At 71.7% G+C, this 22,450-nt stretch carries 20 protein-coding genes and 1 pseudogene; 12 read left to right on the forward strand and 9 right to left on the reverse strand.

Annotated elements, in window-relative coordinates; translation table 11 throughout:
* Positions 1-273: 273 nt before the first annotated feature.
* Complete coding sequence (locus ADL15_RS56515) at positions 274-399, reverse strand: hypothetical protein (protein WP_269748374.1); 126 nt, start codon at positions 397-399, stop codon at positions 274-276.
* Between the two features lie 1,120 nt (positions 400-1,519).
* Here ADL15_RS56515 and ADL15_RS55620 point away from each other — a divergent pair.
* From ADL15_RS55620 to ADL15_RS24955, 3 genes are all read left to right on the forward strand, one after another.
* A complete protein-coding gene (locus tag ADL15_RS55620; RefSeq protein WP_232344322.1) occupies positions 1,520-4,108 on the forward strand; it encodes a DUF3152 domain-containing protein in 2,589 nt (862 codons plus the stop codon).
* A gap of 110 nt (positions 4,109-4,218) precedes the next feature.
* Positions 4,219-5,400 carry an adenylyltransferase/sulfurtransferase MoeZ gene (gene moeZ / locus ADL15_RS24950; RefSeq protein WP_067695958.1) on the forward strand — a complete coding sequence of 394 codons (1,182 nt, stop codon included), beginning with the start codon at positions 4,219-4,221 and terminating at the stop codon, positions 5,398-5,400.
* 145 nt (positions 5,401-5,545) lie between these two features.
* Positions 5,546-6,352, forward strand: a complete 807-nt coding sequence (locus ADL15_RS24955; protein ID WP_067696216.1) for a prenyltransferase/squalene oxidase repeat-containing protein — start codon at positions 5,546-5,548, stop codon at positions 6,350-6,352.
* 83 nt (positions 6,353-6,435) lie between these two features.
* Here the strand turns inward: ADL15_RS24955 and ADL15_RS55625 are convergent.
* The 3 genes and pseudogenes from ADL15_RS55625 to proB form a co-directional block, all read right to left on the reverse strand.
* A pseudogene (locus tag ADL15_RS55625) lies at positions 6,436-6,642 on the reverse strand (SigE family RNA polymerase sigma factor); the annotation flags it as partial.
* 148 nt (positions 6,643-6,790) lie between these two features.
* Positions 6,791-8,035: a glutamate-5-semialdehyde dehydrogenase gene (locus ADL15_RS24960; protein ID WP_067695962.1), complete on the reverse strand. Its 1,245-nt coding sequence runs from the start codon at positions 8,033-8,035 to the stop codon at positions 6,791-6,793.
* A gap of 20 nt (positions 8,036-8,055) precedes the next feature.
* The gene (proB, locus tag ADL15_RS24965; RefSeq protein WP_198171005.1) at positions 8,056-9,168 is read right to left on the reverse strand and encodes a glutamate 5-kinase; all 1,113 of its coding nucleotides are present in this window, start codon (positions 9,166-9,168) and stop codon (positions 8,056-8,058) included.
* Between the two features lie 62 nt (positions 9,169-9,230).
* On the opposite strand from proB, the gene ADL15_RS24970 reads away from it, so the two are divergent.
* Together ADL15_RS24970 and ADL15_RS24975 are read left to right on the forward strand one after the other, a co-directional pair.
* A complete protein-coding gene (locus ADL15_RS24970; RefSeq protein WP_067695968.1) occupies positions 9,231-9,554 on the forward strand; it encodes an MGMT family protein in 324 nt (107 codons plus the stop codon).
* The gene (locus ADL15_RS24975) at positions 9,532-10,335 is read left to right on the forward strand and encodes a class I SAM-dependent methyltransferase (protein WP_067695971.1); all 804 of its coding nucleotides are present in this window, start codon (positions 9,532-9,534) and stop codon (positions 10,333-10,335) included. Before ADL15_RS24970 ends, ADL15_RS24975 begins: the two co-directional genes overlap by 23 nt.
* Before the next feature lie 161 nt (positions 10,336-10,496).
* On the opposite strand, the gene ADL15_RS24980 is transcribed toward ADL15_RS24975, so the two are convergent.
* A complete protein-coding gene (locus ADL15_RS24980; RefSeq protein WP_067695974.1) occupies positions 10,497-11,201 on the reverse strand; it encodes a TetR/AcrR family transcriptional regulator in 705 nt (234 codons plus the stop codon).
* A gap of 101 nt (positions 11,202-11,302) precedes the next feature.
* Between ADL15_RS24980 and ADL15_RS24985 the strand changes: the two genes are divergently transcribed.
* Positions 11,303-12,229 carry an NAD-dependent epimerase/dehydratase family protein gene (locus tag ADL15_RS24985; protein ID WP_067695977.1) on the forward strand — a complete coding sequence of 309 codons (927 nt, stop codon included), beginning with the start codon at positions 11,303-11,305 and terminating at the stop codon, positions 12,227-12,229.
* Positions 12,230-12,262: 33 nt separating this feature from the next.
* Here ADL15_RS24985 and ADL15_RS24990 read toward each other — a convergent pair whose 3' ends face one another.
* Positions 12,263-13,654, reverse strand: coding sequence for a gamma-glutamyltransferase (locus ADL15_RS24990; RefSeq protein ID WP_067695980.1), 1,392 nt, complete (start codon positions 13,652-13,654; stop codon positions 12,263-12,265).
* Between ADL15_RS24990 and ADL15_RS24995 the strand changes: the two genes are divergently transcribed.
* From ADL15_RS24995 to ADL15_RS25010, 4 genes are all read left to right on the forward strand, one after another.
* Complete coding sequence (locus ADL15_RS24995) at positions 13,653-15,035, forward strand: MFS transporter (RefSeq protein WP_083971706.1); 1,383 nt, start codon at positions 13,653-13,655, stop codon at positions 15,033-15,035. The two genes, ADL15_RS24990 and ADL15_RS24995, sit on opposite strands and share 2 nt — an antisense overlap.
* The gene (locus ADL15_RS25000) at positions 15,032-16,477 is read left to right on the forward strand and encodes a pyridoxal phosphate-dependent decarboxylase family protein (protein ID WP_067695987.1); all 1,446 of its coding nucleotides are present in this window, start codon (positions 15,032-15,034) and stop codon (positions 16,475-16,477) included. Before ADL15_RS24995 ends, ADL15_RS25000 begins: the two co-directional genes overlap by 4 nt.
* Positions 16,478-16,481: 4 nt before the next feature.
* The gene (locus tag ADL15_RS25005) at positions 16,482-17,021 is read left to right on the forward strand and encodes an NADH-quinone oxidoreductase subunit B (RefSeq protein ID WP_067695990.1); all 540 of its coding nucleotides are present in this window, start codon (positions 16,482-16,484) and stop codon (positions 17,019-17,021) included.
* A gap of 228 nt (positions 17,022-17,249) precedes the next feature.
* Complete coding sequence (locus ADL15_RS25010; RefSeq protein ID WP_067696218.1) at positions 17,250-18,551, forward strand: DUF2252 domain-containing protein; 1,302 nt, start codon at positions 17,250-17,252, stop codon at positions 18,549-18,551.
* Between the two features lie 6 nt (positions 18,552-18,557).
* Here the strand turns inward: ADL15_RS25010 and ADL15_RS25015 are convergent, their stop codons facing one another.
* On the reverse strand, positions 18,558-19,532 hold the full coding sequence (locus ADL15_RS25015; RefSeq protein ID WP_067695993.1) for a hypothetical protein: 975 nt from the start codon (positions 19,530-19,532) through the stop codon (positions 18,558-18,560).
* The gene (locus ADL15_RS25020) at positions 19,529-20,074 is read right to left on the reverse strand and encodes a SigE family RNA polymerase sigma factor (RefSeq protein WP_083971708.1); all 546 of its coding nucleotides are present in this window, start codon (positions 20,072-20,074) and stop codon (positions 19,529-19,531) included. The genes ADL15_RS25015 and ADL15_RS25020 overlap by 4 nt, the downstream gene beginning before the upstream one ends.
* Positions 20,075-20,138: 64 nt before the next feature.
* Between ADL15_RS25020 and ADL15_RS25025 the strand changes: the two genes are divergently transcribed.
* Both ADL15_RS25025 and ADL15_RS25030 read left to right on the forward strand, forming a co-directional pair.
* Positions 20,139-20,810, forward strand: a complete 672-nt coding sequence (locus ADL15_RS25025; protein ID WP_083971709.1) for an NADH-quinone oxidoreductase subunit C — start codon at positions 20,139-20,141, stop codon at positions 20,808-20,810.
* Positions 20,810-21,769: a complex I subunit 1/NuoH family protein gene (locus ADL15_RS25030; RefSeq protein ID WP_067696003.1), complete on the forward strand. Its 960-nt coding sequence runs from the start codon at positions 20,810-20,812 to the stop codon at positions 21,767-21,769. Before ADL15_RS25025 ends, ADL15_RS25030 begins: the two co-directional genes overlap by 1 nt.
* On the opposite strand, the gene ADL15_RS25035 is transcribed toward ADL15_RS25030, so the two are convergent.
* A complete protein-coding gene (locus ADL15_RS25035) occupies positions 21,741-22,331 on the reverse strand; it encodes a Uma2 family endonuclease (protein WP_067696006.1) in 591 nt (196 codons plus the stop codon). The two genes, ADL15_RS25030 and ADL15_RS25035, sit on opposite strands and share 29 nt — an antisense overlap.
* Positions 22,332-22,450: the final 119 nt, after the last annotated feature.

Below are 22,450 nucleotides of genomic sequence, written 5' to 3' on the forward strand. Positions count from 1 at the left end.
GGGCCGGGGAGTGCGGCCGGTCGGGGGGCCGGGCGGTCTTTGAGGGCTGGCTGTGGGGCTGGTTCGGGCGGCTGGGGCGGGTTGGGAAGGGGGCCTGACCTGGGGTGCGGTTCTTCCGGTGGGGAATGCGATTCTCCTGTGACGCACGGCGAGTCGTGGCAGGCTAGCCTTTGTTATGGCAAATGCGACAAATGCCTCCCCTGATCCGGCGGCCGGTGCGAACCCGGCGGCCAGCGGTCGGCGTGCCCGCACCGAGCCAGTCCGCGGCCGCACTCAGCCGGCGCTGGGACGTGCCGAGCCGACCCGGGGGCGCAAGGAGACGACCCGGGGCCGTGTCGAGCCGACCCGGGCGAAGTCGACGTCCGCGGCCACCGCGACGTCGGCAAAGAGTGTTGTCACGGCGCGCGCCGACTCTGCGAAGAAGTCCACCCGCAAGGGCGTTGCCCTCGAGCCGATCAAGCCCGCGGCCACCAAGTCGGTGGCGGGCGGTGCGGGTGCCGGAAAGTCGGTGACGCCCGGCACCCCTGCTCGAAAGACGATCACGGCGGCTGCCACCGGAAAGCCGGCAACCGGCTCCGCCGGAAAGCCCGCCAAGGGAACAGCGGCGGGCAAGTCTGCTTCCGGAGCCGCCGCCGGGCGAGTGGCCAGCAGCGCGGCGACCGGAAGGACGGCTGGTAGCCGAGCGGCCGGCTCAGCGGTGACCGGTAGGACGGCTGGTAGTCGGACGGCCGGCTCAGCGGCGACCGGGAGGGCGGCTGGTAGTCGAGCGGCCGGCTCAGCGGTGACCGGAAGGGCCGTCGGCACTCGAGTGGCCGGCGGGGCTTCGGCCGGGCGGTCGGTTGTCGGCCGGGTGACTGGCGGGAGCGCGGCTGGGAAGTCGGCGTCCGGTGCGGCTGCCGGGCGGGTGACCAGCGGGTCTGCGTCCGGTGCGGCTGCCAGGTCGGCCGGGCGGGGGAGCGCGGGCAAGGTGAGCGCTGCCGGAACTTCCGGGAAGGCCACGATGGCCCGGACCGCCAAGGCTGCCCAGGCCGGTGACGGTGCGGCCGAGGCGCGGGCGGCACGGCAGGCTGCTGCGGAGGGCAAACCGGCGCGGAGCCGGGCGGTCCCGGCCGAGACGAGCACCGCCGCGAAGCCCCGCAAGATCCTGTCCAGCGACACGCAGGGGACCGCCTATGCCGCGACCCCGCGCAAGATCATCATCCGGGCCACCGGCTCGATCCGACCGGCCTTGCACGCCGCCGCGGACCCGGCGGAATCAACCACGCCCGGCGGCGGCCGCCATCGGCTGAACGCTGAGCCACACGAACCCTCAGTGGGCCGCCACCGGCTGCCCGCGGAGAGCCCGGCAACCTCGGGCGAGCCGCCGCTCCAACCGGCTGGCGATCCGGCGCCCATGCCGGACCCGTCCACCCGGCTGGTCGCGGCAGATCCGACATCCAGGCCGGTGCCGGGGGAGGACCGGGCCTTGGTGGCACCGGGAGAACCCGTTGCGGCGGGAGGAGGACTCCCGGACCGGTTGATGTCTCACATACCTGCGGGGGAGCCGCGAGCAGCGGACGACCCCCCGGCCCGGCACCGAGCCGACCAGCACCCCACCCACACTGCCGACGAACTGGAGCAGCCGCCCACCATGCGCCCGCGCCGCTCCGCCACACCGCAGCCCGCCGAGCCCCAGCCGCCGCTGCCGCCCGAAAGCCAGGCCGACGACTCGGCTGGACGCCATGCCGACAGCCAGGCCGGCGAGCAGGCCGCGACTCCGGCGGAAACGCCGGAGGTGACGCCGGTCCGGCACACCGGGGCCAAGCACGCGGCTCAGCCTCTGTCTGCTCGGCCGGTGGTCGATCCGGCGACGGGTCTGCCGCCCGGGATGACCCGCGGCATCCTGGAACTGGCCGCCGAGCGCCTGGCCGCCTCCCGTCCGGTCCCGCCGGCCGACGACGGGGCCGAGGGAGCGGAGCCCGGGCAGCCGGGTGACGAGGGCCAGCGGCCGTCGTCCCGGCGAGGTGGCCGGTCGGCCGGACTGCGTGCTCCGAGCGCCCCCGCTGCCGGGACCCGGCCTGGTTCGGGTTCCCGGCCGCCGCTGTCGTCCCGGCCGCCCGCGGGCCCGCCCGAGGCGGTCCGCCCGCCGACCACCCCGCTCGCCGCCGACCCCTACTTCCCGTCGGCCGCGAAACCGTCGGGCATGAAGCCGTCGGCCGCGAAACCGTCGGCCGCGAAGCCGTCAGCCGCGACGCCGTCGGGCACGAAGTCGCTGGGCGCAGAGGCAACGGGCGCGGAGGCAACGGGCATGGAGGCGACGGGCACGGAGGCAGCGCCCACCGCCCGCCGGCTTCGGGGCACCCGTCCGCCGATCGCCGAGCCGTTCGACGCCGCATCGGACCTGCGAGGCGAAGAAGGCGACGAGGGTCACGAGGGTTACGAGCAGGTGCTGCCCGAGCCGGAACTGCTGCCGGAACGCCCCACCCGCCGACGCCCGATCAACCGCCCGACCCAGCCCGCATCCCCGGCCCCACTCACCCAGCAGCCGTCCGCGGCCCGGCCCGCGGCGCCCCAGACCCTGCCCGCCGCCGCCCCGGAGCCGACATATCCGACACCAGCCGCGATCCCCGACGCCGGGATCCCTGATGCCGCGCTCCCCGGCACCGCGCTCCCCGATCCGGAGGCCGCAGGTCCGGAGCCCACGAGCACCGCAGACGGCACCCCCCTGGCGCTCGCGCACGACACCGCCGAGCTGCCGCACCTGACCGCCGAGCAAGCCCGCCTCGCCGAACAGGCCCGCTTCGCCGAGCAGGCCCAGCTGGCCGAGCAGGCCTACCTGGCCGAGCGAGCCCAACTCGCCCAGCAAGCCGGCCAAGCTCACCCCGCCGAGCGAACCCAGCAAGCCGGTCAATCTCACCCCGAGGCCCAGGAAACCGACTGGTTCTGGCCGACCACCGACCAGCCGATCGGCCTCCCGGAGAGCGTCCGCCTCCCGGCGAGCATCCCCGAGGGCCTGTGGCACCCCGCCGACGAGCACCCTGCCGACGAGCACCCCGCCGACGAGCAGCCCACGCGCGAGCAGCCGGTCTACACGGAACCTCCGGCCGCCGAACAGCCGGCCATCGAGCAGGCGATCACGCACCAGCCCAGCACGGCCGAGTCACCCGGCCAGATGCCGGTCGCGTTCCTGGACGCACGAGATGCTGCTCCGGACTCGATCCTCGAGATCGATCGGCCCGGCCCCGCCCCGGAGGACACCGACGGGCACGCCGAGATCCGCGCGAGGCTGTCCCCGTCCGGGCGCAAGCTGCTCCGGCGCCGCCGTACGGTGACTTTCATGGCGTACATCCTGGTTGTCGCCATGGTCTTGGTCGTCGGTCATGAGTTGCGGGATCGGCAGCGACCGACCGCTTCTGATCGCCAAGCCGCGCAGCGGTCGGCGGAACCTGCCGCACCGCAGCAGGATCAGGTCGGTCAGGCGCAGCAGGAGCCGGATGTGGCGGCGGAGACGGACCAGCGAGGCTCGGTGCAAGGTGCGGCCCCGGCCGCCGGGGAGTCGGCCGGCAAGGCCGGGGATTTCCGGTACGTCAAGACGCGCGGTCCGATGCTCGGCGAGTCCGGCAAACTGCACAAGTTCCGGGTGGCCGTCGAGGAGACCGTGACCGATGTCGAGCTGACCGATTTTGCCGAGTCGGTGGACAGCACCCTCGGTGACGACCGGAGCTGGATCGGCAGCGGCAAGCTGCGCCTGCGCCGGGTGCCGAAGTCCGATGGGGACGCCGAGTTCACCATCTACCTGGCCACGCCGGCCACGTCGGAGCGGATGTGCGCCACCGGCGGCCTGCACACCGAGGGTTTCACCTCGTGCCGGGTGCCGGGCAAGGTAGTGATCAACGCCGAGCGCTGGGCGACCGCGATCCCGGAGTACGAGGGCGAGCTCGACCAGTACCGCCAGTACGCCCTCAACCACGAGGTCGGCCACCAGCTCGGGCACGGTCACGAGGCCTGCCCCGGCAAGGGCAAACCGGCGCCGGTGATGCTGCCGCAGACGTACGGTCTGGAGGGTTGCGACCGCAACGCCTGGCCGTTCCGCAACGGCAAGCGGTATCAGGGCGAGCCGCGGCCGTAAATATTCCGCGATCCCGCATGTCGGGCCGGTGTCCGACGTCATGGGCAGATCAGCGCCGAACGAGCGACAATGGGCGGCGATCCTTACCACCGAACCCCGGGGAGTGAACTGTGGCTCTGCCCCCGCTCGTCGAGCCGGCTGCCGAGCTGAGCGTCGAAGAGATCCGTCGCTATTCGCGCCACCTGATCATCCCGGACGTCGGGATGGACGGGCAGAAGCGGCTGAAGAACGCCAAGGTCCTCGCCGTCGGCGCGGGCGGTCTCGGCTCGCCCACGCTGCTGTACCTCGCCGCGGCCGGCGTCGGCACGCTCGGCATCATCGACTTCGACACCGTCGACGAGTCGAACCTTCAGCGCCAGATCATCCATGGCGTCTCCGACATCGGCACGCCCAAGGCGGAGTCCGCGGCCCGGAGCATCGCCGAGGTCAACCCGCTGGTGAACGTGGTCATCCACAACACCGCGCTGGACCGCGACAACGTCAAAGAGATCTTCAGCCAGTACGACCTGATCGTCGACGGCACCGACAACTTCGCGACCCGGTACATGGTCAACGACGCTGCGGTCCTGCTCGGCAAGCCGTACGTCTGGGGTTCGATCTATCGGTTCGACGGTCAGGCGTCGGTCTTCTGGGAGGAGCACGGTCCCTGCTACCGCTGCCTCTACCCGGAGCCCCCGCCGCCCGGCATGGTGCCGAGCTGCGCCGAGGGCGGCGTCCTCGGCGTGCTCTGCGCGTCGATCGGCTCGATCCAGGTCAACGAGGCGATCAAGCTGATCACCGGCATCGGTGAGCCGCTCGTCGGCCGGCTGATGGTCTACGACGCCCTGGAGATGGAGTACCGCAAGATCAAGGTCCGCAAGGACCCGAACTGCGCGCTCTGCGGCGACAACCCGACCGTCACCGACCTGCTCGAGGACTACGAGGACTTCTGCGGCGCGGTCTCCGACGAGGCTCAGGAAGCGGTGACCGGCTCGACCATCACCGCCCGTGAGCTGAAGGAGTGGCAGGACTCCGGCAAGGACGTGTTCCTCGTCGACGTCCGCGAGCCGGCCGAGTGGGAGATCAACCGGATCCCGGGCGCGATCCTGATCCCGAAGGGCGACATCCTGTCCGGGGCGGCGCTGGCGCAGTTCCCGCAGGACCGGCAGATCGTGCTGCACTGCAAGTCGGGTGTGCGCTCGGCGGAGGCCCTCGCGGCTCTGAAGGCGGCCGGCTTCAAGGACGCCGTGCACGTTCAGGGCGGCATCGTGTCCTGGGTCAGCACCGTCGACCCGTCGCAGCCGACCTACTGATCGGACACTGCTGATCGGCATTGTTCACACTGGGGAGTATTGATCTTGACTCCCCAGTGTGACAGTTCGATCACCGAATCGGACCAATGCGACAGAAGGTCGATACGTCCCGCGAATCACAGCTTTGCCGGGTAACGTCTCCACCGTGGTCGATATCGATGCCGCGATCGGGTACGTAGTCGCCCATGGTGACCCGGTCGAACGTGCCCGCCTGTCCTACCTGAGGACGGGCCAACCGGCGTCTCCAGAGATCATCGATCGGATCTCCGGTGGGCAGATGGCCGAGGGCGGCTGGCCCGCCTCCGCCGACGGCCAGGTTCCCTCCGTCGACGCCACCTGCTTCCGCCTCGGCGAGCTCGACGACCTCGGCGGCCTGCAGGCCGGTCCGGTCGCGGAGCGGGCTCTGCAGTGGCTGGCCGGCTCCCAGCGCGCCGACGGCACCTGGCAGGAGCACGAGTCGCTGGCCGGCGAGGCCCCGGCCTGGGCGCTGCCCGGCGACCCGGAGGCCACGCTCTATCTGACCTCGGTGGCCGGCTTCTGGCTGACCGCCGCCGCGGTGGAGAGCGACGCGTACCAGACCCGCGGCCGCTACACCGACGTCCTGGCCCGCGCGGCCGGGTTCGTGGTCTCCCAGCTGCGGCCGGACGGCTCCTGGCCGTCGTTCCTGGCAGCCGGCTGGCACACCGCCGGCCTGCTGCACCAGCAGCAGTATTTCTACGAGTCGTCCCGGGTGCAGCTGGTCCTCGGCGAGCGCCTGCCGAACATGTCGCCGGCCGACGTCGCCGCGATGGCGTCCGCGCTGCGCCGGGTCAACCTCGGCGACGACTGGCTGCTGCGGAACGCGCGCAAGCGGCTGGGCGAGACGCAGCGGACCGACGGCGGGTGGGACAGCAACGAGGGCCCGGTCTTCGACGTCAACGTCACGCTGACGGCGCTGCGGGCCTGCCGCTGACCCCGGCCGGGAATAGCTCCCGGCCGAGGTCGCTCCTGGCTAGAACAGCTTGTACTTCGCGCGGGAGACGGTGAAGCCGTGCCCGCGCGCCGCTGCTGGGCGGGGAGGGTGGCGAGCGCCTTGGCCAGGGCGACCCGGTCCGGGCTGGGAGCGGAGGCGTACTCCTCGCGCTGCCGGCGCATGAACAGCGCGGCGGTACGGGCCCGGCGCCACTGGCTGGTCGCGAGGTTCCAAGCGACGCGGCGCACCCAGGCGCCCGGGTCGTCGTACCGGGAGACCGTCCGAAGGCGGTCCGACGTCAGTCACCCCGTCGGCTGGGCCCCCGCTGCGCACCGTAACCACTCGTTCCTCGTTCCCCTCGACGACCGTCGTTCTCGGCCGGTTCGGGGATCACACGCGCATGGTGCGAGGGAGGTTGCAGGGAAGTTTGAATAGCTTTCAGCCTCGCGTGTGGCCGTTCCCGGTCACTACGTACTTTGTGGAGGTCAGCTCGGGCAGGCCCATCGGCCCGCGGGCGTGCAGCTTCTGCGTGCTGATCCCGATCTCGGCGCCGAAGCCGAACTCGCCGCCGTCGGTGAACCGGGTCGACGCGTTCACCACCACCGCGGCCGCGTCCACGCCGGCCACGAACCGGCGGGTCGCGCCGAGCGACTCGCTCACGATCGCCTCGGTGTGGCCGGTGCCGTACAACCGGATGTGGTCCATCGCGTCGTCCAGCGAGTCCACGACCGCGACCGAGATGTCCGCCGAGAGATATTCGGTGCCCCAGTCGGCCTCGGTGGCGGCGACCACCGCGTCGTTGAACCCGGCGACCCGGGCGTCGCCGTGCACCGTGACGCCCGCGTCGAGCAGCGAATCCAGCACCAGCGGCAGGAACGCGTCGGCGATCTCGGTGTGCACCAGCAGCGACTCGGCCGCGTTGCAGACCGAGTTGCGCTGGGTCTTCGAGTTCATCGTGATCGCCAGGGCCTTCTCCAGGTCGGCGGCGGCGTCCACGTACACGTGGCAGTTGCCCACCCCGGTCTCGATCACCGGCACGGTGGACTGCTCGACGACCGTCCGGATCAGGTCGGCGCCGCCGCGCGGGATCAGCACGTCGACCAGGCCGCGGGCCCGCATCAGTTCCTTGACCGAGTCGCGGGTGGTGGCGTCCAGCAGCTGGATGGTGTCGGCCGGCAGACCGGCGTCGGCGACCGCCTTGCGCAGCACCGACACGATCGCGGCGTTCGACGAGAAGGCCGAGCGGGAGCCGCGCAGCAGGGCCGCGTTGCCGGACTTCAGGCAGATGCCGGCGGCGTCCGCGGTCACGTTCGGCCGGCCCTCGTAGATCATGCCGACCACGCCGAACGGCACCCGGACCTGGCGCAGCTCCAAGCCGTTGGCCAGGGTGGAGCCGCGCACCACGTCACCGATCGGGTCGGGCAGGGCGGCGAGCTGGCGCAGGCCGTCGGCCATCGCGGCGACCCGCTCCGGGCTCAGCGCGAGCCGGTCGATGATCGCCTCGGAGGTGCCGTTCTCCCGGGCGGTGGTGATGTCCACGGCGTTCGCCGCGACGATGTCATCGGCCCGCTCGACCAGGCGGTCGGCCATCAGCAGCAGCGCCGCGTCCTTCTCCGCGCGGGTGGCTCCGGCCAGGTCGATGGCGGCGATCCGGGCTGCGGCCGCCTGCTCCAGCACGCTCATGACAAACCTTTCAGGGAGTCTCAGAGGAGGACGAGGTCGTCGCGGTGGACGACCTCTCGTTCATAGCCCGGCCCGAGCGCCGCGGCCAACTCCGGGGTGGAGCGTCCGAGTAGCGCGGGGATCTCCACGGCGTCGTAGTTGACCAGCCCGCGGGCCACCGGCGTGCCGGAACCCGCGTCCACCAGGTCGACCGGGTCGCCGGCCGCGAACGACCCGTCCACCGCGGTGATCCCGGCGGCCAGCAGCGACTTGCGCCGGGCCACCACCGCGGCCACCGCGCCCTCGTCCAGGTGCAGGCGGCCGCGCGGCGCGGTGGCGTGCGCCAGCCAGTACAGCCGGGCGGCGGGCCGGGTCGCGGCGGCCTCGAAGAGCGTGCCCACCTCGTCGCCGGCCAGCGCGGCCGAGGCCAGCGGCGCGGCGGTCAGCACCACCGGGATGCCGAAGCCGGTGGCGATCCGGGCCGCCTCGACCTTGGTGACCATGCCGCCGGTGCCGACGCCGGCCTTGCCGGCCGCGCCGATCGTCACCCCGGCCAGGTCGGCGTCGCTGCGGACCAGCGGGATCCGCACCGAGGCCGGGTCGGACGGGCTGCCGGTGTAGAGCGCGTCCACGTCGGAGAGCAGCACCAGCAGGTCGGCGTCGACAAGCGCGGCGACCAGCGCGGCCAGCCGGTCGTTGTCGCCGAACCGGATCTCCTCGGTGGCCACCGTGTCGTTCTCGTTGACGATCGGCAGCGCGCCCAGGTCGAGCAGTTTGCGCAGCGTCCGATAGGCGTTGCGGTAGTGCGCCCGCCGGGTCACGTCGTCGACGGTGAGCAGCACCTGGGCCACGGTCAGGCCGTGCCGGGCGAAACCGGCGGTGTATCGCCCGATCAGCAGGCCCTGGCCGACCGCGGCGGCGGCCTGCTGGGTGGCCAGGTCGCGCGGGCGGCGGCGCAGCTGCAGCGGGGCGAGCCCGGCGGCGATCGCGCCGCTGGAGACCAGGACGACCTCACGACCCGCGCCGGCCAGCCCGCCCAGGACGTCGACGAGGGTGTCCAGCCGCTGATCGTCGATGCCGCCCGACGCGGTGGTCAGCGAGGACGACCCCACCTTGACCACGATCCGGCGCGCACCGGTCACCAATTCCCGCACCCGGCCCATTGTGCTCGGCCGCCTCGCGAAGATCCGTGTCCGATCCCATATCGTGGCCGGTGATGACACCGGAGGAGTACACCGAAGCGGTCCTGGCCCTCGTCGAGAGCATCCCGGAGGGCAAGGTGATGTCCTACGGGGCGGTCGCCGACGCGCTGGCCGAGCGGTCCGGGCGCAACTCGCCCCGGCTGATCGGCGGCATCATGGCCCGGCACGGCGGCGGGGTGCCGTGGCACCGGGTGGTGAACAGCGCCGGCCGGATGCCACCCGGCCACGAGCAGGAAGCACGGGCGCGACTGCTGGCCGAGGGCGTACCGTTGCGCGGCGACCGGGTAGTGATCGACAAGGCCGGGTGGACACCTGATGAAGACCGGACAGGCGAGTAAAACCGCGTACAGCGCGGCGCGGTATCGCGCTGCGCACCAGGTGCTGGAGCAGGGCTCGATCTTCCGAGACCCGCTCGCCCTGCGCATTCTCGGCGGTGACGCGGAGGAGCTGCTGGCGGACGCGCCCCGGCGAGGGATGCGGCTGTTCATCGCGGCCCGGCACCGGTTCGCCGAGGATCACCTGGCGGCCGCGGTGGGCCGTGGGGTGCGGACCGCGGTGGTGCTGGGCGCCGGGCTGGACACGTTCGCGTACCGCAACCCGCACCCGGCGCTTCAGGTGATCGAAATCGACCACCCGGACACGCAGGTGTGGAAGCAGCAGCGGCTTGCCGAGGCCGGGGTGAGCCGCCCGGCGAGCTTGCGCTACCTCGGCGTCGACTTCGAGCGGGAGAGCCTGGCCGACCGGCTCGACCTGGACGAGCCCGCGTTCTTCCTGTGGCTCGGGGTGGTGCCGTACCTCTCGGCCGAGGGCTTCGCCGCGACCCTCAAACGGGTCGCCGACCGGCCCGGCAACGAGGTGGTCTTCGACTATGCCCAGTCGCCGGAGCGGATGCCGGCCGCGCGCCGGGCCGCCCTGGAGGAGCGGGCCGCCCGGGTCGCCAAGATCGGCGAACCGTGGCTCACCTTCTTCGAGCCCGAGGAGATCGCCGCCGATCTCGCCGGTCACGGCTTCGGCGAGATCGAGGACCTGGGCCCGTCCGGCCTGGCCGCCCGCTATTTCGACCGCCCGGACGTCCCTCCGGAAACCGCCGGCGGTCACGTCCTGCACGCCCGCCGATAAAACCCTTTCCGGTACGAGCGAGGAGCCCCCGCGTCAGGCCTATCGGCCCACGCCCTGGCGCGTCCCGCTCGGCGTCCCGGCCGATCCGGGCCGCGGCGCGGGTCCGGGTCACCCGCGCGAGCGCGGCCTCGCGCTGATCCAGGCCACGGCGCGGGTCGGGATCACCTCAGGCCCGCGAACGCCGCCGTCGCGCGCATCTGCCACTCGAAGAAGCCCCGCCGGTCCTCGTCGATCGAGTTGTTCAGCTGGCCGTACAGCTCCGTGCTGATCGCGCCGCAGAGGTGCACGAAGCCGTACATGGTCGCGCCGACCAGGTGGGCCGGGACGTCCGGGCCGAACTGCGCCGCGACGGCCGCCAACTCCTCGCCGAACCGCCCGGCCGGCTGCCCCGGCACCGCGGGGAGCTCTCCCGCGGCGAGCGCGTCCCGCAGCACCCCGGCCAGCAGCATGATCACCCGGATCGCCGACTCGATGGTGTCCTGCGGGGCCTCGTACCCGGGGACCGGGCTGCCGTAGATCAGCGCCCACTGGTGCGGGTTGGCCACCGCCCAGTCGCGGACCGCGTGCGAGATCGCCACCCAGCGCTCGGCCGGGGCCACCGCCGGCGACGAGGCCACCGTCGCGGCTGCGTCGGCCCGAGCCGCCGCCGCGCCGACCGCCTCGTACGCGTCAATGATCATCGCCGTGAGCAGCTCGTCACGGCTGGCGAAGTAGCGGTACACCGCGGACGAGGCCATCCCGAGATCGCGGGCGACGGCCCGTAACGAAAGGTTCGCCCCGTCGGTTGCCAGGTGGCGCTGGGCCACCTGCTTGATCTCTTCGGTCATCTCGGCCCGGACCCGGGCGCGCAGGTTGGCGGCAGTCATGGGAACCAGTGTGCCACGACGAGAGCACTGCTCTTGCACGGCGGCGAGAAACGTGTAATCGTTGTCCTCAACAGAGAGCACTGCTCGCAAAGGAGAACATCATGACGCACGTGATCATCGGTTCCGGTCCGATCGGCTCCGGGGTGGCCCGGATCCTGGCCGGGCAGGGCGAGCAGGTCCGGATCATCACGCGCAGCGGCAGCGGCCCGGAGCACCCGCTGATCGAGCGGGCCACCGCTGACGCGTCCGACGCACGCCGGCTCACCGAGCTGTCCCAGGACGCCGAGGTGATCTACAACTGCGCGAACCCGAAATACACCGAGTGGGCCGACAAGTGGTTCCCGATGAACAACGCGATGATCGCCGCGGCCAAGGCGTCCGGCGCGGTCTACGCGATCACCGGCAACCTGTACGGCTACGGACCCCAGCCCGGTGGCCGGATGACCGAGGACAGCCCGCTCGCCGCCACCGGCCGCAAGGGCCGGATCCGGATCAAGATGTGGCAGGACGCCCTGGCCAGCGGGGTCCGCACCATCGAAGCCCGCGCCTCGGACTACATCGGCGCCGGCGCGGTCAGCACGATCTCGGCCGTGCTGCTGCCCGCGATCAATTCCGGTCGCGCGGCCTGGGCGCCGGCGAACGTCGACCTGCCGCACACGTTCAGCTACACCGGTGACATGGCCCGGACCCTGGTCACGCTGGCGCGCGACGCGCGGGCGCACGGCCAGGCCTGGCACGTGCCCTCGCCCGCGCCGGTCTCGTTCCGGCAGCTGGCCGCGCGGTACTGCGAGCTGGCGGGTGTGCCCCAGGTCAAGGTGCACAGCCTGCCCCGGTTCGTGATGCGCACGGCCGGTGTCGCCGTGCCGATCGCCCGCGAGCTGGCCGAGATGGACTACCAGTTCTACGCGCCGTTCGAGATGGACAGCTCGCGCACCGAGCGCACGTTCGGCCTCACCCCGACCGACCTGGACGTGGCCCTGCGCGAGACGGCTGCCGACGCCGGGGCGACAGCGGCCCGCAAGATGTGAGCGCAGGAAAAGCCCGCGAGATGTGACGACCGATCAGAGCAGCAGACCGACGCCACCGCGCCGTGGGTCACCGGCCGCACCGGCCTGGCCCACGGCGGTGACGCCGCCGAAGTAGTGGTTCAGGTCCGGCCACTCGACCACCTGCCACCCGGCGGCCCGCAGCGCGGCCAGCTCGGCCGGATCGCAGCCGTACTCCGCATGGATGGTGTCCTCCACCGCGTGGAACCGGGGCCGGGCGATCGCGTCCGCCACGTCCAGCCCGTCCACCAGCACCCCGAGCAGCGTGTCCACCAGCGCCGTACGGATCCGGGACGCTCCCGCCGACCCGGCCGCCACCGCCAGCCCGTGATCCGGCCCGACCACCACGAGCGGGCACATGTACGACGACATCCGCCGCCCCGGCACCAGATCGTCGGTGAGCAGCTCTCCCTCGCCGAGCATCGAGTTGAGGTTTATCCCCAGCCCGGGCAGCCACACCCCGGCGCCCAGCCCGAGCGTCGTGGTGATCACGCAGGCGTTGCCCTCCGGGTCGACCACCGAGACGTTTGTGGTGTCGCCGAGTCGCTGCCCCCCGATGTTCCGCAGCGCCGAGGCCACCCCGACGGCCCGGCCCGGCCGGGTCAGGTCGAACGGCAGCGCGCCGATGGTGTCCACCGTCCGATTCAGGTCATGCCTGGCGCACACGCGGTATCCGGCCAGCTCGGCGTGGTCCACCGGCGCCTCGGCGACCCGGTAGCTGGACAGGTCGGCCGGTCCGAGCGTGCCACCGGCCGCGCGCACCGTGGTCACCATCAGATCCGCGTACTCCCCGGTGTAGAACACCTCCGGGCCGTCCGTCGCGAGAGCGTCCATGGCGGTGGACAGGCCCTGGTGGAAGAGCAGTTCGTCGCTCTCCAGCAGCCGGCCGCCCGGCTGGTACGGCGTCGCGCCGGCGCCGTACGCCAGGGCCGGCGCGCACGATCTCAGGGTCTGCGCGTGCGCGGCCGGCAGCAGCACGCCGGTCCGGGCCAGGCCGGCCGCCGGGGCGACCACCTCGGGCCAGGGCAGCCGGCCCCAGCGCCGGTGCACCTCGCCGAGCCCGGCCGGCACGCCCGGCACCGCCACGCTGGCCCCGCCGATCGAGTAGATCTGTGGCAGCCCGCCGAAGAACACGTCGACTGCGACCATCGGTTCCGGCTTCCGGTCGTTGTCCAGGCCTGGCACCGCGACGAAGAAGTCCAGGCAGGTGACTTCGCCGGTGCGCGCATCGAAGAACGTGGCGAACCCGCCGCCACCGATCCCGGTGTAGATCGTCTCGGCGACGCAGCAGGCCAGGACCGCGGCGACCGCCGCGTCGGCGGCAGAGCCGCCCGCTTCGAGGATCCGCACCCCGGTGCGAGCGGTTGCCGGATGGCTCGCGGCGACGCCGGCCGCAACGCTTTCCATGCGAGCGAGCGTAGGCGGGAAGACCCGATCATGGTTACGATGCGCGTCGATGACGCCCGCCGGTCCCTCTCCCGTGGTAACCCAGGCGAGTGGCCTGCCCAGACGTGTTTTGGCTGGGTATGCCCTCGGGTCCCTGGTCGCGGGCGCCTTCGGTACGGTGCCCGGATTGTTGCTTCTGCCGTATCTGACCGACACGCTGGGTGTCGCGGCGGGCGTATCCGGCCTGCTCGTGCTGCTGCCGAAGGCGTGGGACGTGGTGGTCAACCCGCTCGCCGGGCGGCTCTCCGACCGCAGTGGCACTCGCCGTCCTTTCCTCCTTGTCGCGGGACTATTGCTGGGCGTACTGTTTGCGGCCATCTTCGCGGCGCCGTTCGCGGGTGGCGCGGCGTCCGGTGGTTACGTCGCGATCGCCTTCCTCACGGCCGCCACCGCTTACGCGTTCTTCCAGGTCCCGTACGTCGCGATGCCCGCCGAACTCACCGACGGCTACGCGGAGCGGACCCGCCTGATGACCTGGCGGGTCGCGGTTCTGGCCCTGGCCATCCTGATCTCCGGGGCGCTGGCGCCGCTCGTCGTCGAGGCGACCGGCGGCGGCCGGATCGGACACCGGTGGTCCGGGTTGTTCGTCGGCCTGCTGATCGTCGTGGGCACTCTGGCGACCTTTTTCGGTACGCGTGGAGCCGAGTCCCGCACCGCTCGGGACGCCGAACCGAGCCTCGTCGCCCAGCTCCGGGTCGCCTCCGCCAACGCGCCGTTCCGGGCGCTGCTGCTGTGCTGGATCGTGCAGGCCGCCGGGATCGGCACGATGCTCGCCGGCGTCCAGTTCTTCGCCGACCACGTGTTGCGCCAGGACGCCGGTGGGACGTTCCTCTTCGCCGCGTTCGTCGGACCCGCGCTGCTGGTCATGCCGCTCTGGACGGCGATCGGCAAGCGCCACGGCAAGCTGCGCTCACTGATCGCGGCCTCGCTGCTCTTCGCGACCGGCGCGTTGGTCCTGCTCGCCTCCCCGGCACTGCCCGCGCTCGTCGTCTACCTGGTCGTCGCGCTGATCGGCGCCGGGTACGCGGGCCAGCAGGTGTTCGCGATGTCGATGCTGCCGGACTGCATCGCCTATGACACCGCGCGCACCGGCCGCCGCCAGGCCGGCGTCTTCACCGGGCTGTGGACCGCCGGGGAGACCCTCGGCCTGGCCCTCGGTCCCGGCATCTACGCCCTGGTCCTGCAGGTTTTCGGTTACGTTTCGTCGGCGACCGGCGAGGCCGCGGCGCAGGACTCGACGGCCCGGCTCGGTGTGCTGCTCGGCTTCACCATCATCCCGGCGGTGCTGGTCGGCGTCGCGGTGCTGCTGCTGCGCGGGTACCAGGAGAGGATCGCGAAATGATCGACGCGCTTCCCGCGAAGGGTGTGCCCGCCGACCAGATCCTGGCCGAGTTGCGGGCGTTGCGCGGCGGCGACCTGCCCACCCACGGCGGCCGGCTCTTCGCCTACGTCTACGACCCGGCCCTGGACGGCCTGGACGAGCTGGCCCGCGCCGCGCACGCCGTCTCCGCCTCGGTCAACGGGCTCGACCCGACCGCGTTCCCGTCCCTGCTCGCGATGGAGAACGCGCTGGTCGGGGCGGCCGCCAAGCTGCTCGGCGGCAACGCCGGCACGGTCGGCAGCGTGACCAGCGGCGGCACCGAGTCACTGATCCTCGCGGTCAAGGCGGCCCGGGACGCGCACCCCGAGGTGGCGAACCCGAGGCTGGTGGTGCCGTCCACCGCGCACGCCGCGTTCGCGAAGGCCGCGCACTACCTGCGGGTCGCGCTTGACGTCGTACCAGTAAAAGATCTTCGGGCGGACCCGGCGGCGATGGCCGCCGTGATCGGACCGGAAACCGTGCTGATCGCGGCCTCCGCCCCGTCCTACGCGCACGGTGTGGTCGACCCGATCCCGGAGATCGCCGCGATCGCGGAAGAACGCGGCGTGCGGTTCCACGTCGACGCCTGCTTCGGCGGCTGGATCCTGCCCTACCTGCGGCGGCTCGGCGCCGACCTGCCGGACTTCGACCTGAGCCTGCCCGGCGTCACCAGCATCTCGGTCGACCTGCACAAGTACGCCTACGCGCCGAAGGGCGTGTCGATCCTGCTGCACGCGACCGAGGAGCTGCGCCGCCCGCAGTACTTCGCCTACGCGGACTGGCCCGGCTACACGATGATCAACCCGGTGATCTCGTCCACCCGCTCCGGCGGCCCGATCGCCGCGGCCCTCGCCACGCTGCGCTCGATCGGCGACGAGGGATATCTCGGCCTGGCGGCCTCGACCCGGGAAGCGGTCCGCATTCTCAGCGACGCGGTCACGGCCGTCGACGGCATTTTCCTGTACGCGCCGGCCGAGACCAGCGTGGTCTGCCTCGGCTCGGACGGCGTCGACCTGTTCGTGCTCGCCGACGAGCTGGCCGCGCGCGGCTGGCACACCCAGCCCCAGATGGCGTACCGGGAACTCGAACCCACCATCCACCTGACGGTGACCGCCGCTGTCTGGGCCACCGCCGAGTCGTTCGCCCCGGACCTGGCCGACGCCGTCGCGGCCACCCGCGCCCGCGGCCCGATCGCACTGCCGGACCTGCCGCCGCTCACCCCGGAGATGATCACCCCGGCCCTGGTCGCCGAGCTGGCGGCCGGCCTGGGCCTGGGCGGCGGCGACTTCAGCCGGATGGCCCCGGTGAACGCCCTGCTGAACGCGGCACCGCCGGACCTGCGCGAGGCGTTGCTGACCGGCTTCCTCAGCCTCCTGCAGCGCCCGGCCGCGCTGACCGAGCCCGACCCGGATGCGTTAGGTTGACCCGATGGCCCTACCTGGAGTGCTCGGTGAACCCATCCGGTTCGTGCTGAACTGGGGTCGCCGCTATTCGCTCTGGGTCTTCAACTTCGGCCTGGCCTGCTGCGCGATCGAGTTCATCGCGTCCAGCATGAGCCGGCACGACTTCATGCGGCTGGGCGTCATCCCGTTCGCGCACGGCCCGCGCCAGGCCGACCTGATGGTCGTCTCGGGCACGGTCACCGACAAGATGGCGCCGGCCATCAAGCGCCTCTACGACCAGATGCCCGAGCCGAAATACGTCATCTCGTTCGGCTCCTGCTCCAACTGCGGCGGCCCGTACTGGGATTCGTACTCGGTCACCAAGGGCGTCGACCAGATCATCCCGGTTGACGTCTACGTCCCGGGCTGCCCGCCCCGCCCGGAAGCCCTGCTGCACGGCATCCTCCGCCTGCAGGAGAAAATCGCCGCCGAGCAGTCCGGCCCGGGCGGCGTCTCCCGCCCGGACCCCCTGGCCAAGGACGCCGCCACCCTGACCGCCCCCCTGATCCCCCGCCCCACAGCCTGACCCCCCCCGGCGTGTGAAGTTGTGGTGCGCTCCGCACCCAAACTCCCCACGCTGTGTGTGTTACCCCCTTGTGTGTGAAGTTGTGGTGCGGTCCGCACCCAAACTCCCCACGCTGTGTGTGTCACCCCCTTGCGTGTGAAGTTGTGGTGCGCTCCGCACCCGAACTCCCCACGCTGGGTGGGGACGAGATGGGGTTCGGGGTGGCTCGGCCGGGCTAGCGTGATCGGCATGAGCGAAGCGTCTCGTGCTGACTTCATCGTTGACGTGCTGGCCCGTGAGTTCGGCGAGCTGATGGCGATCGACCCGGCGGCGTTCCGCCGCAAGTTCCGGAAGATGGCGGCGTCGCCGTTCGCGTTCTACCGGGGCAGCGCGTCGCTGTTCTACGCCGATCAGGTCGGCGACTACCACGACGACAGTTATCTCGACGAGCGGACCAGCCGGGTGTGGATCCACGGTGACCTGCACGCCGAGAACTTCGGCACCTACATGAACTCGTCCGGCCGGCTGGTCTTCAACGTCAACGACTTCGACGAGGCGTACGTCGGGCCGTTCTCCTGGGATCTGAAGCGGTTCTCCGCGAGCGTCGCCCTGATCGGGTATTCCAAGGCGCTCTCCGACGAGGACATCACCGCCCTGGTCACCGCGTTCGCGGCGGCATATCTGACCGAGCTGCGGGCGATCGCGCGCGGCGGCGACGACGCGATCGGCTCGATCACCCTGGAGAACGCGACCGGGACGCTGCGCCGGGTGCTGCAGGAGGCCCGGCTCAACACCCGGGTCGACCTGCTCGACGCGCAGACCACGGTCGACGACTACGAGCGCCGGTTCTCGCTCGGCGACGGGGTCTACGAGGTCGACGAGGACGTGGCCGCGCAGGTCACCGACGCGTTCCAGCGGTACCTGGGCACGCTGCCGGAAGCCGGCCGGCCGATCGCCACGCACATCAAGGACATCAAGCTGCGCAAGGGTGTCGGGATCGGGTCGGCCGGGCTGCCGTCGTACAACCTGCTGCTCGAGGGGCACACCGAGGCGCTGGAGAACGACGTCGTCATCTACATGAAGCAGGCTCAGGCGCCGGCCGTGGCGCGGTGGGTCGACGACGAGCGGGTCCGGTCGTATTTCCAGCACCAGGGTCACCGGACCGCCGAGTCGCAGCGGGCACTGCAGGCGCACGCCGACCCGTGGCTCGGGTTCACCGAGCTCAACGGGGTCGGGCAGCTGGTCGCCGAGGTGTCGCCGTACGCCGCGGATCTGGACTGGTCGGACGTCAACGAGCCGGACGAGCTGGCCGGGGTGGTCGCCGACCTGGGCCGGGCGGTGGCCCGGATGCACTCGGTCGCCGACGACGAGTCGAGCCACGACCTGGTCGACTTCTCGACCGAGGAGGCGATCGTCGCGGTGGTCGACAAGGACGAGGCCGGTTTCGTACGGCATCTGGTCGAGTTCGCGCACAAGTACGGCGACCAGGCGCGCGAGGACCACCAGGACTTCGTCGACGTGTTCCGCAACGGCCGCATCCCCGGCCTGTAGGGCGGGTCAGCGGCGGACGACGCGTACCGCCACCCCGGCCTGCCCCCGAGCCTCCAGGTTGGTGCTCGTGTCGACGATCGTCGCCTTGGTGCCCTTCGGCATGGTGAAGTCGATGGTCTCGGGGGTGGCGGTGCCGAGGGGGCCGTCGGAGCAGCTCATGCCGAGCGTCTTGACCGGCTCGGTGATGAAGCCGGGGTTGCCGGGCTCCTCCCGGCCGACAGCGATCGTGAGGTACCCGGCTCCGACGCAGGCCGCGATGAGCCGGTAATTCCCGGGACCCATCGTCGCGTCGGTGAGACCGGAGCCCCCGCTGCTGGTGATGAAGTCCGACATGGTGGACACCTCGCCGGCGGTGCCCGCAGCTCCGATCGCGTCGGTGGCGGCGGTCCGCAACCGATCCTGTGAGCCGGAGCCCATCTCGATCAGGTAGGCCACCGCGGTGCGCCCCGTCGCCACCGCGTTCGGACGGACGTCCACGAGGACGTCCGTGCGGCCCACGAGATCCGGCTCGCCGACGGTCAGCGGAACGGAGATGACGGCCGGCGTCGCCGAACAGGTCAGGGTGGTGACGCTCCCGGCCACCCGCACGTCCGCGTGGCCCTGCGCGCCGACGCAGACCATCTTGACCAGGTAGTCGCCGGTGACGAGCTGGTGTGTCACGTGGAAGGCCTGGCCGAAGGAGTGGCCGAGCAGCGTCTCGTCCGGGGTCAGGCCGACCCGTTCGGCTGCCTGGGCGGCCAGCGCGTCCCGTTCGGCATTGGTCAGCGTCGCGGGCGTGGGCGCGCTCGTGGTCAGGTGCGCCGGGACACCGAACCCGAGGCCGGCGGCCACCAGCACCGCCAGCCCGGCGGTCACCACCGCGGTCCGCCGGTGGCGCCGGCGCCGGACCGTGCCGCGGGCCGCTTCCACGCCCGGCGGGACGATCCGCGGCATCGTCTCGGAGCGCAGGTCGGCGAAGAGTCGCTCGAGTTGGTCGGTCATCGCTCGCCTCCGAGGGGTTCGGTCAGGTTGAGCTGGGTGGCCATCGCCGCCCGGCCGCGGTGCAGCCAGGACTTCACGGTCCCCTCGGCGACACCGCACCGGTGGGCGACCTCGGTGACCGGCATGTCGGCCAGGTAGTGCAGGACCAGGGCGCGGCGCTGGTTGCCCGGCAACCCGGCCAGCGCGGCGATCAGCGCCACCCGGTCCGGTTCGGGGCCGTCGGCCCACGGCTCGGCGGTCGGTTGCCGGCGCAGGAAACCGACGGCGGTCCGAGCCCGGCGCCAGCGGCTGACCGCCAGGTTCCAGGCGACCCGGCGGATCCAACCCACCGGATCGTCGTACCGGGAGACCTTGCGCCAGCGGGCGAGAGCCCGGCAGAACGCCTCCTGTACGACGTCCTGGGCCTCCTGCCGATCGCCGAAATACGCGAACAACTGCACGGTGAGGTCGGCGTAGTGGGCGGCATAGACCTCGTCGAACGTCGGCGGGTCACGGTGCACGGCGCTCGACGTCTCCGATCGGTGTTCGACGCTGGCTGTCACGACGACTACACGCGCGTGCCCGCCGGGAGGTTGCAGACGTTCGCCGGATCATAGGATGACGGGCATGACGCCCGAAGAGGTCGGAGAGCGGCTGATCCACCTGCTGGAGACGGACGATCCGGCGCAGGGAGCGGTCGCCGCGGGTGTGTCCGGCGGCGGCCCGGGTCACGCCCGGGCGGTGGTCGACGTGCCGGTCGCCCGCTGGTGGCACGCCGCCACGATCGCGCACGATCCCGGTGCGCTGGGCTGCGACTTCTTCGACTGGTTGTCGGCCGTCGACGAGGGCGACGACGGGTTCGACGTGATCGCCCACCTGTGGTCGACCCGGCGTCGGCACGGTGTGCTGCTGCGCGCCCGGGTGCCGCGGGTCGACGCCGAGGTGGAGTCGCTGGTGGACATCTATCCCGGCGCGGCCTGGCACGAGCGGGAGACGTACGAGATGTTCGGCATCGTCTTCGCCCGGCACCCCGATCTGCGCCCGCTGCTGCTGCCGCCGGAGTTCGAGGGGCACCCGCTGCGCAAGGAGTTCATCCTGGCCGCCCGGGTGGCGAAACCGTGGCCGGGCGCCAAGGAGCCGGGGGAGTCCGAGGCCGGTACGGCCAAACGCGCCCCGATGCGCCCGCCCGGCGTACCCGACCCGAACGAGTGGGGTCCGATGAAGGGCAAGATCCCCCCGCCGGAGGCACCGGCCCGCCCGGCGCGACCGGCCCGGAAGACGGACGGGGGCACCCCCTGATGCCGCTCTGGCTGGATCTGCTGATCCGGGTGGCCGCCGTGATGGTCGGCTTCCTGGTCCTCCCGTTGGTGGTCGGCCAGGCCGAGCACAAGGTCATGGCGCACATGCAGGGCCGGGTCGGGCCGATGTACGCCGGTGGCTTCCACGGCTGGGCCCAGCTCATCGCGGATGGCGTCAAGTTCGTACAGAAGGAGGACATCCATCCGGACGGCTCGGACCGGACCGTCTTCCGGTTGGCCCCGATCGTCGCCCTGTTCCCCTACCTGGTCGTCATCCTGACGATTCCGCTCGGCCCGAACGGCCTGGTGGCGCAGAACCTGGACATCGGCCTGTTCCTGGTGCTGGCGGTGCTCGGGATCGGCGTGGTGGCGGTGCTGATGTCCGCCTGGGCCTCGGCCAACAAGTACAGCCTGCTCGGTGGCCTGCGCGGCGCCGCCCAGCTGCTCGGGTACGAACTGCCGCTGGTGCTGGCCGCGGCGAGCGTCGCGATGGCGGCCGGCACGCTGAGCCTGCCCGGGATCGTCGAGGCGTGGCGCCCGTGGTGGCTGATCTGGCAGGCCCCGGCCGGTCTGGTCTTCTTCATCGCCGGGCTGGCCGAGATCCGCCGGCCGCCGTTCGACATGCCGATCGCCGACTCCGAGCTGGTCTTCGGCTACATGACCGAGTACACCGGCCTGCGGTTCGCGTTCTTCCTGCTCGCCGAGTACGTCGGGATCATCGTGATCGCCGGCCTGACCACGGTGCTGTTCCTGGGCGGCTGGCACGGCCCGGACGCCGAGCACCTGGGCTGGCTGTGGACGCTGCTGAAGGTCGGCGCGCTGTCCTTCGTGATCATCTGGTTCCGGGTGACGTTCCCCCGGATGCGCGAGGACCAGCTGCAACGGCTCTGCTGGCTGATCCTGGTCCCGCTGGCCCTGGCCCAGCTGGTCCTCACGGTCGCGGTGAAGTCGCTGCTCTGAGCGAGCGTGGTGCGAGGGTGCTGACCGGCACATCGATGGACCAGGGTTTCTCCACCGTCAGCCGGTCGGTGTGATTTCCTGCCGCTCGATAGCCGGTGGCGGGATCCGCCAGGTGGTGTTCCTGCACGACGATGCCGCCGCCGGTCTCGACTCTCCAGAAACAAGAAATGCCGGCCGCGGCGTAGACCGCCGGTTTGAGGAACCGATCGAGGTTCTGCGAGCGCTCTTCGAGGACCTCGACGGCGAGCACCACGTCTTCCGGGTTGAAGTAGGTCACGCTCCCCGGATTGCGACCGGCATGGACCACGACAAGATCCGGAACGAGCGCGGTCGTTTCCGAGAATCGGATCTGTATCCCGGGAATGACCTCGAAGGCGGCGGGACAGCCTTGATCGAGAATCGCGAACAGGTGCGTCGTGATGATGCTGTGGGTCGGTGTCTGCCCGGGCCGCAAGATCAACGATCCGTCCACGAGCTCGCGGCGCCGGTTGTCCTCCGGGAATCGCTCGACGTCCTCGACTGTCCATTCGCCGCTTGGCGGATACAGGTCAAAGGCAGTCATCGGTCGCCCCAATGTCGTCTTGGACGCTTGAGGATGACCGTACCGGAAGATCGGACGGGGTCGAGGTCGCGTCACTCGTCCGAAGCGGGCAGGATATGCCCTTGTGACTGATGACGGCG

The organism is Actinoplanes awajinensis subsp. mycoplanecinus (assembly GCF_001509495.1).
Classification (GTDB): domain Bacteria; phylum Actinomycetota; class Actinomycetes; order Mycobacteriales; family Micromonosporaceae; genus Actinoplanes; species Actinoplanes palleronii.

Bases quoted from the DNA above. Each gene is read 5' to 3' on its own strand.
- ADL15_RS55620 (WP_232344322.1), top strand. From the start codon at position 1,520: ATGTCTCACATACCTGCGGGGGAGCCGCGAGCAGCGGACGACCCCCCG.
- ADL15_RS24960 (WP_067695962.1), bottom strand. From the start codon at position 8,035: ATGAGCGTGCTGGAGCAGGCGGCCGCAGCCCGGATCGCCGCCATCGAC.
- ADL15_RS24970 (WP_067695968.1), top strand. From the start codon at position 9,231: ATGACACCGGAGGAGTACACCGAAGCGGTCCTGGCCCTCGTCGAGAGC.
- ADL15_RS24975 (WP_067695971.1), top strand. From the start codon at position 9,532: ATGAAGACCGGACAGGCGAGTAAAACCGCGTACAGCGCGGCGCGGTAT.
- ADL15_RS24980 (WP_067695974.1), bottom strand. From the start codon at position 11,201: ATGACTGCCGCCAACCTGCGCGCCCGGGTCCGGGCCGAGATGACCGAA.
- ADL15_RS24985 (WP_067695977.1), top strand. From the start codon at position 11,303: ATGACGCACGTGATCATCGGTTCCGGTCCGATCGGCTCCGGGGTGGCC.
- ADL15_RS24995 (WP_083971706.1), top strand. From the start codon at position 13,653: ATGCGAGCGAGCGTAGGCGGGAAGACCCGATCATGGTTACGATGCGCG.
- ADL15_RS24990 (WP_067695980.1), bottom strand. From the start codon at position 13,654: ATGGAAAGCGTTGCGGCCGGCGTCGCCGCGAGCCATCCGGCAACCGCT.
- ADL15_RS25000 (WP_067695987.1), top strand. From the start codon at position 15,032: ATGATCGACGCGCTTCCCGCGAAGGGTGTGCCCGCCGACCAGATCCTG.
- ADL15_RS25005 (WP_067695990.1), top strand. From the start codon at position 16,482: ATGGCCCTACCTGGAGTGCTCGGTGAACCCATCCGGTTCGTGCTGAAC.
- ADL15_RS25010 (WP_067696218.1), top strand. From the start codon at position 17,250: ATGAGCGAAGCGTCTCGTGCTGACTTCATCGTTGACGTGCTGGCCCGT.
- ADL15_RS25015 (WP_067695993.1), bottom strand. From the start codon at position 19,532: ATGACCGACCAACTCGAGCGACTCTTCGCCGACCTGCGCTCCGAGACG.
- ADL15_RS25025 (WP_083971709.1), top strand. From the start codon at position 20,139: ATGACGCCCGAAGAGGTCGGAGAGCGGCTGATCCACCTGCTGGAGACG.
- ADL15_RS25030 (WP_067696003.1), top strand. From the start codon at position 20,810: ATGCCGCTCTGGCTGGATCTGCTGATCCGGGTGGCCGCCGTGATGGTC.
- ADL15_RS25035 (WP_067696006.1), bottom strand. From the start codon at position 22,331: ATGACTGCCTTTGACCTGTATCCGCCAAGCGGCGAATGGACAGTCGAG.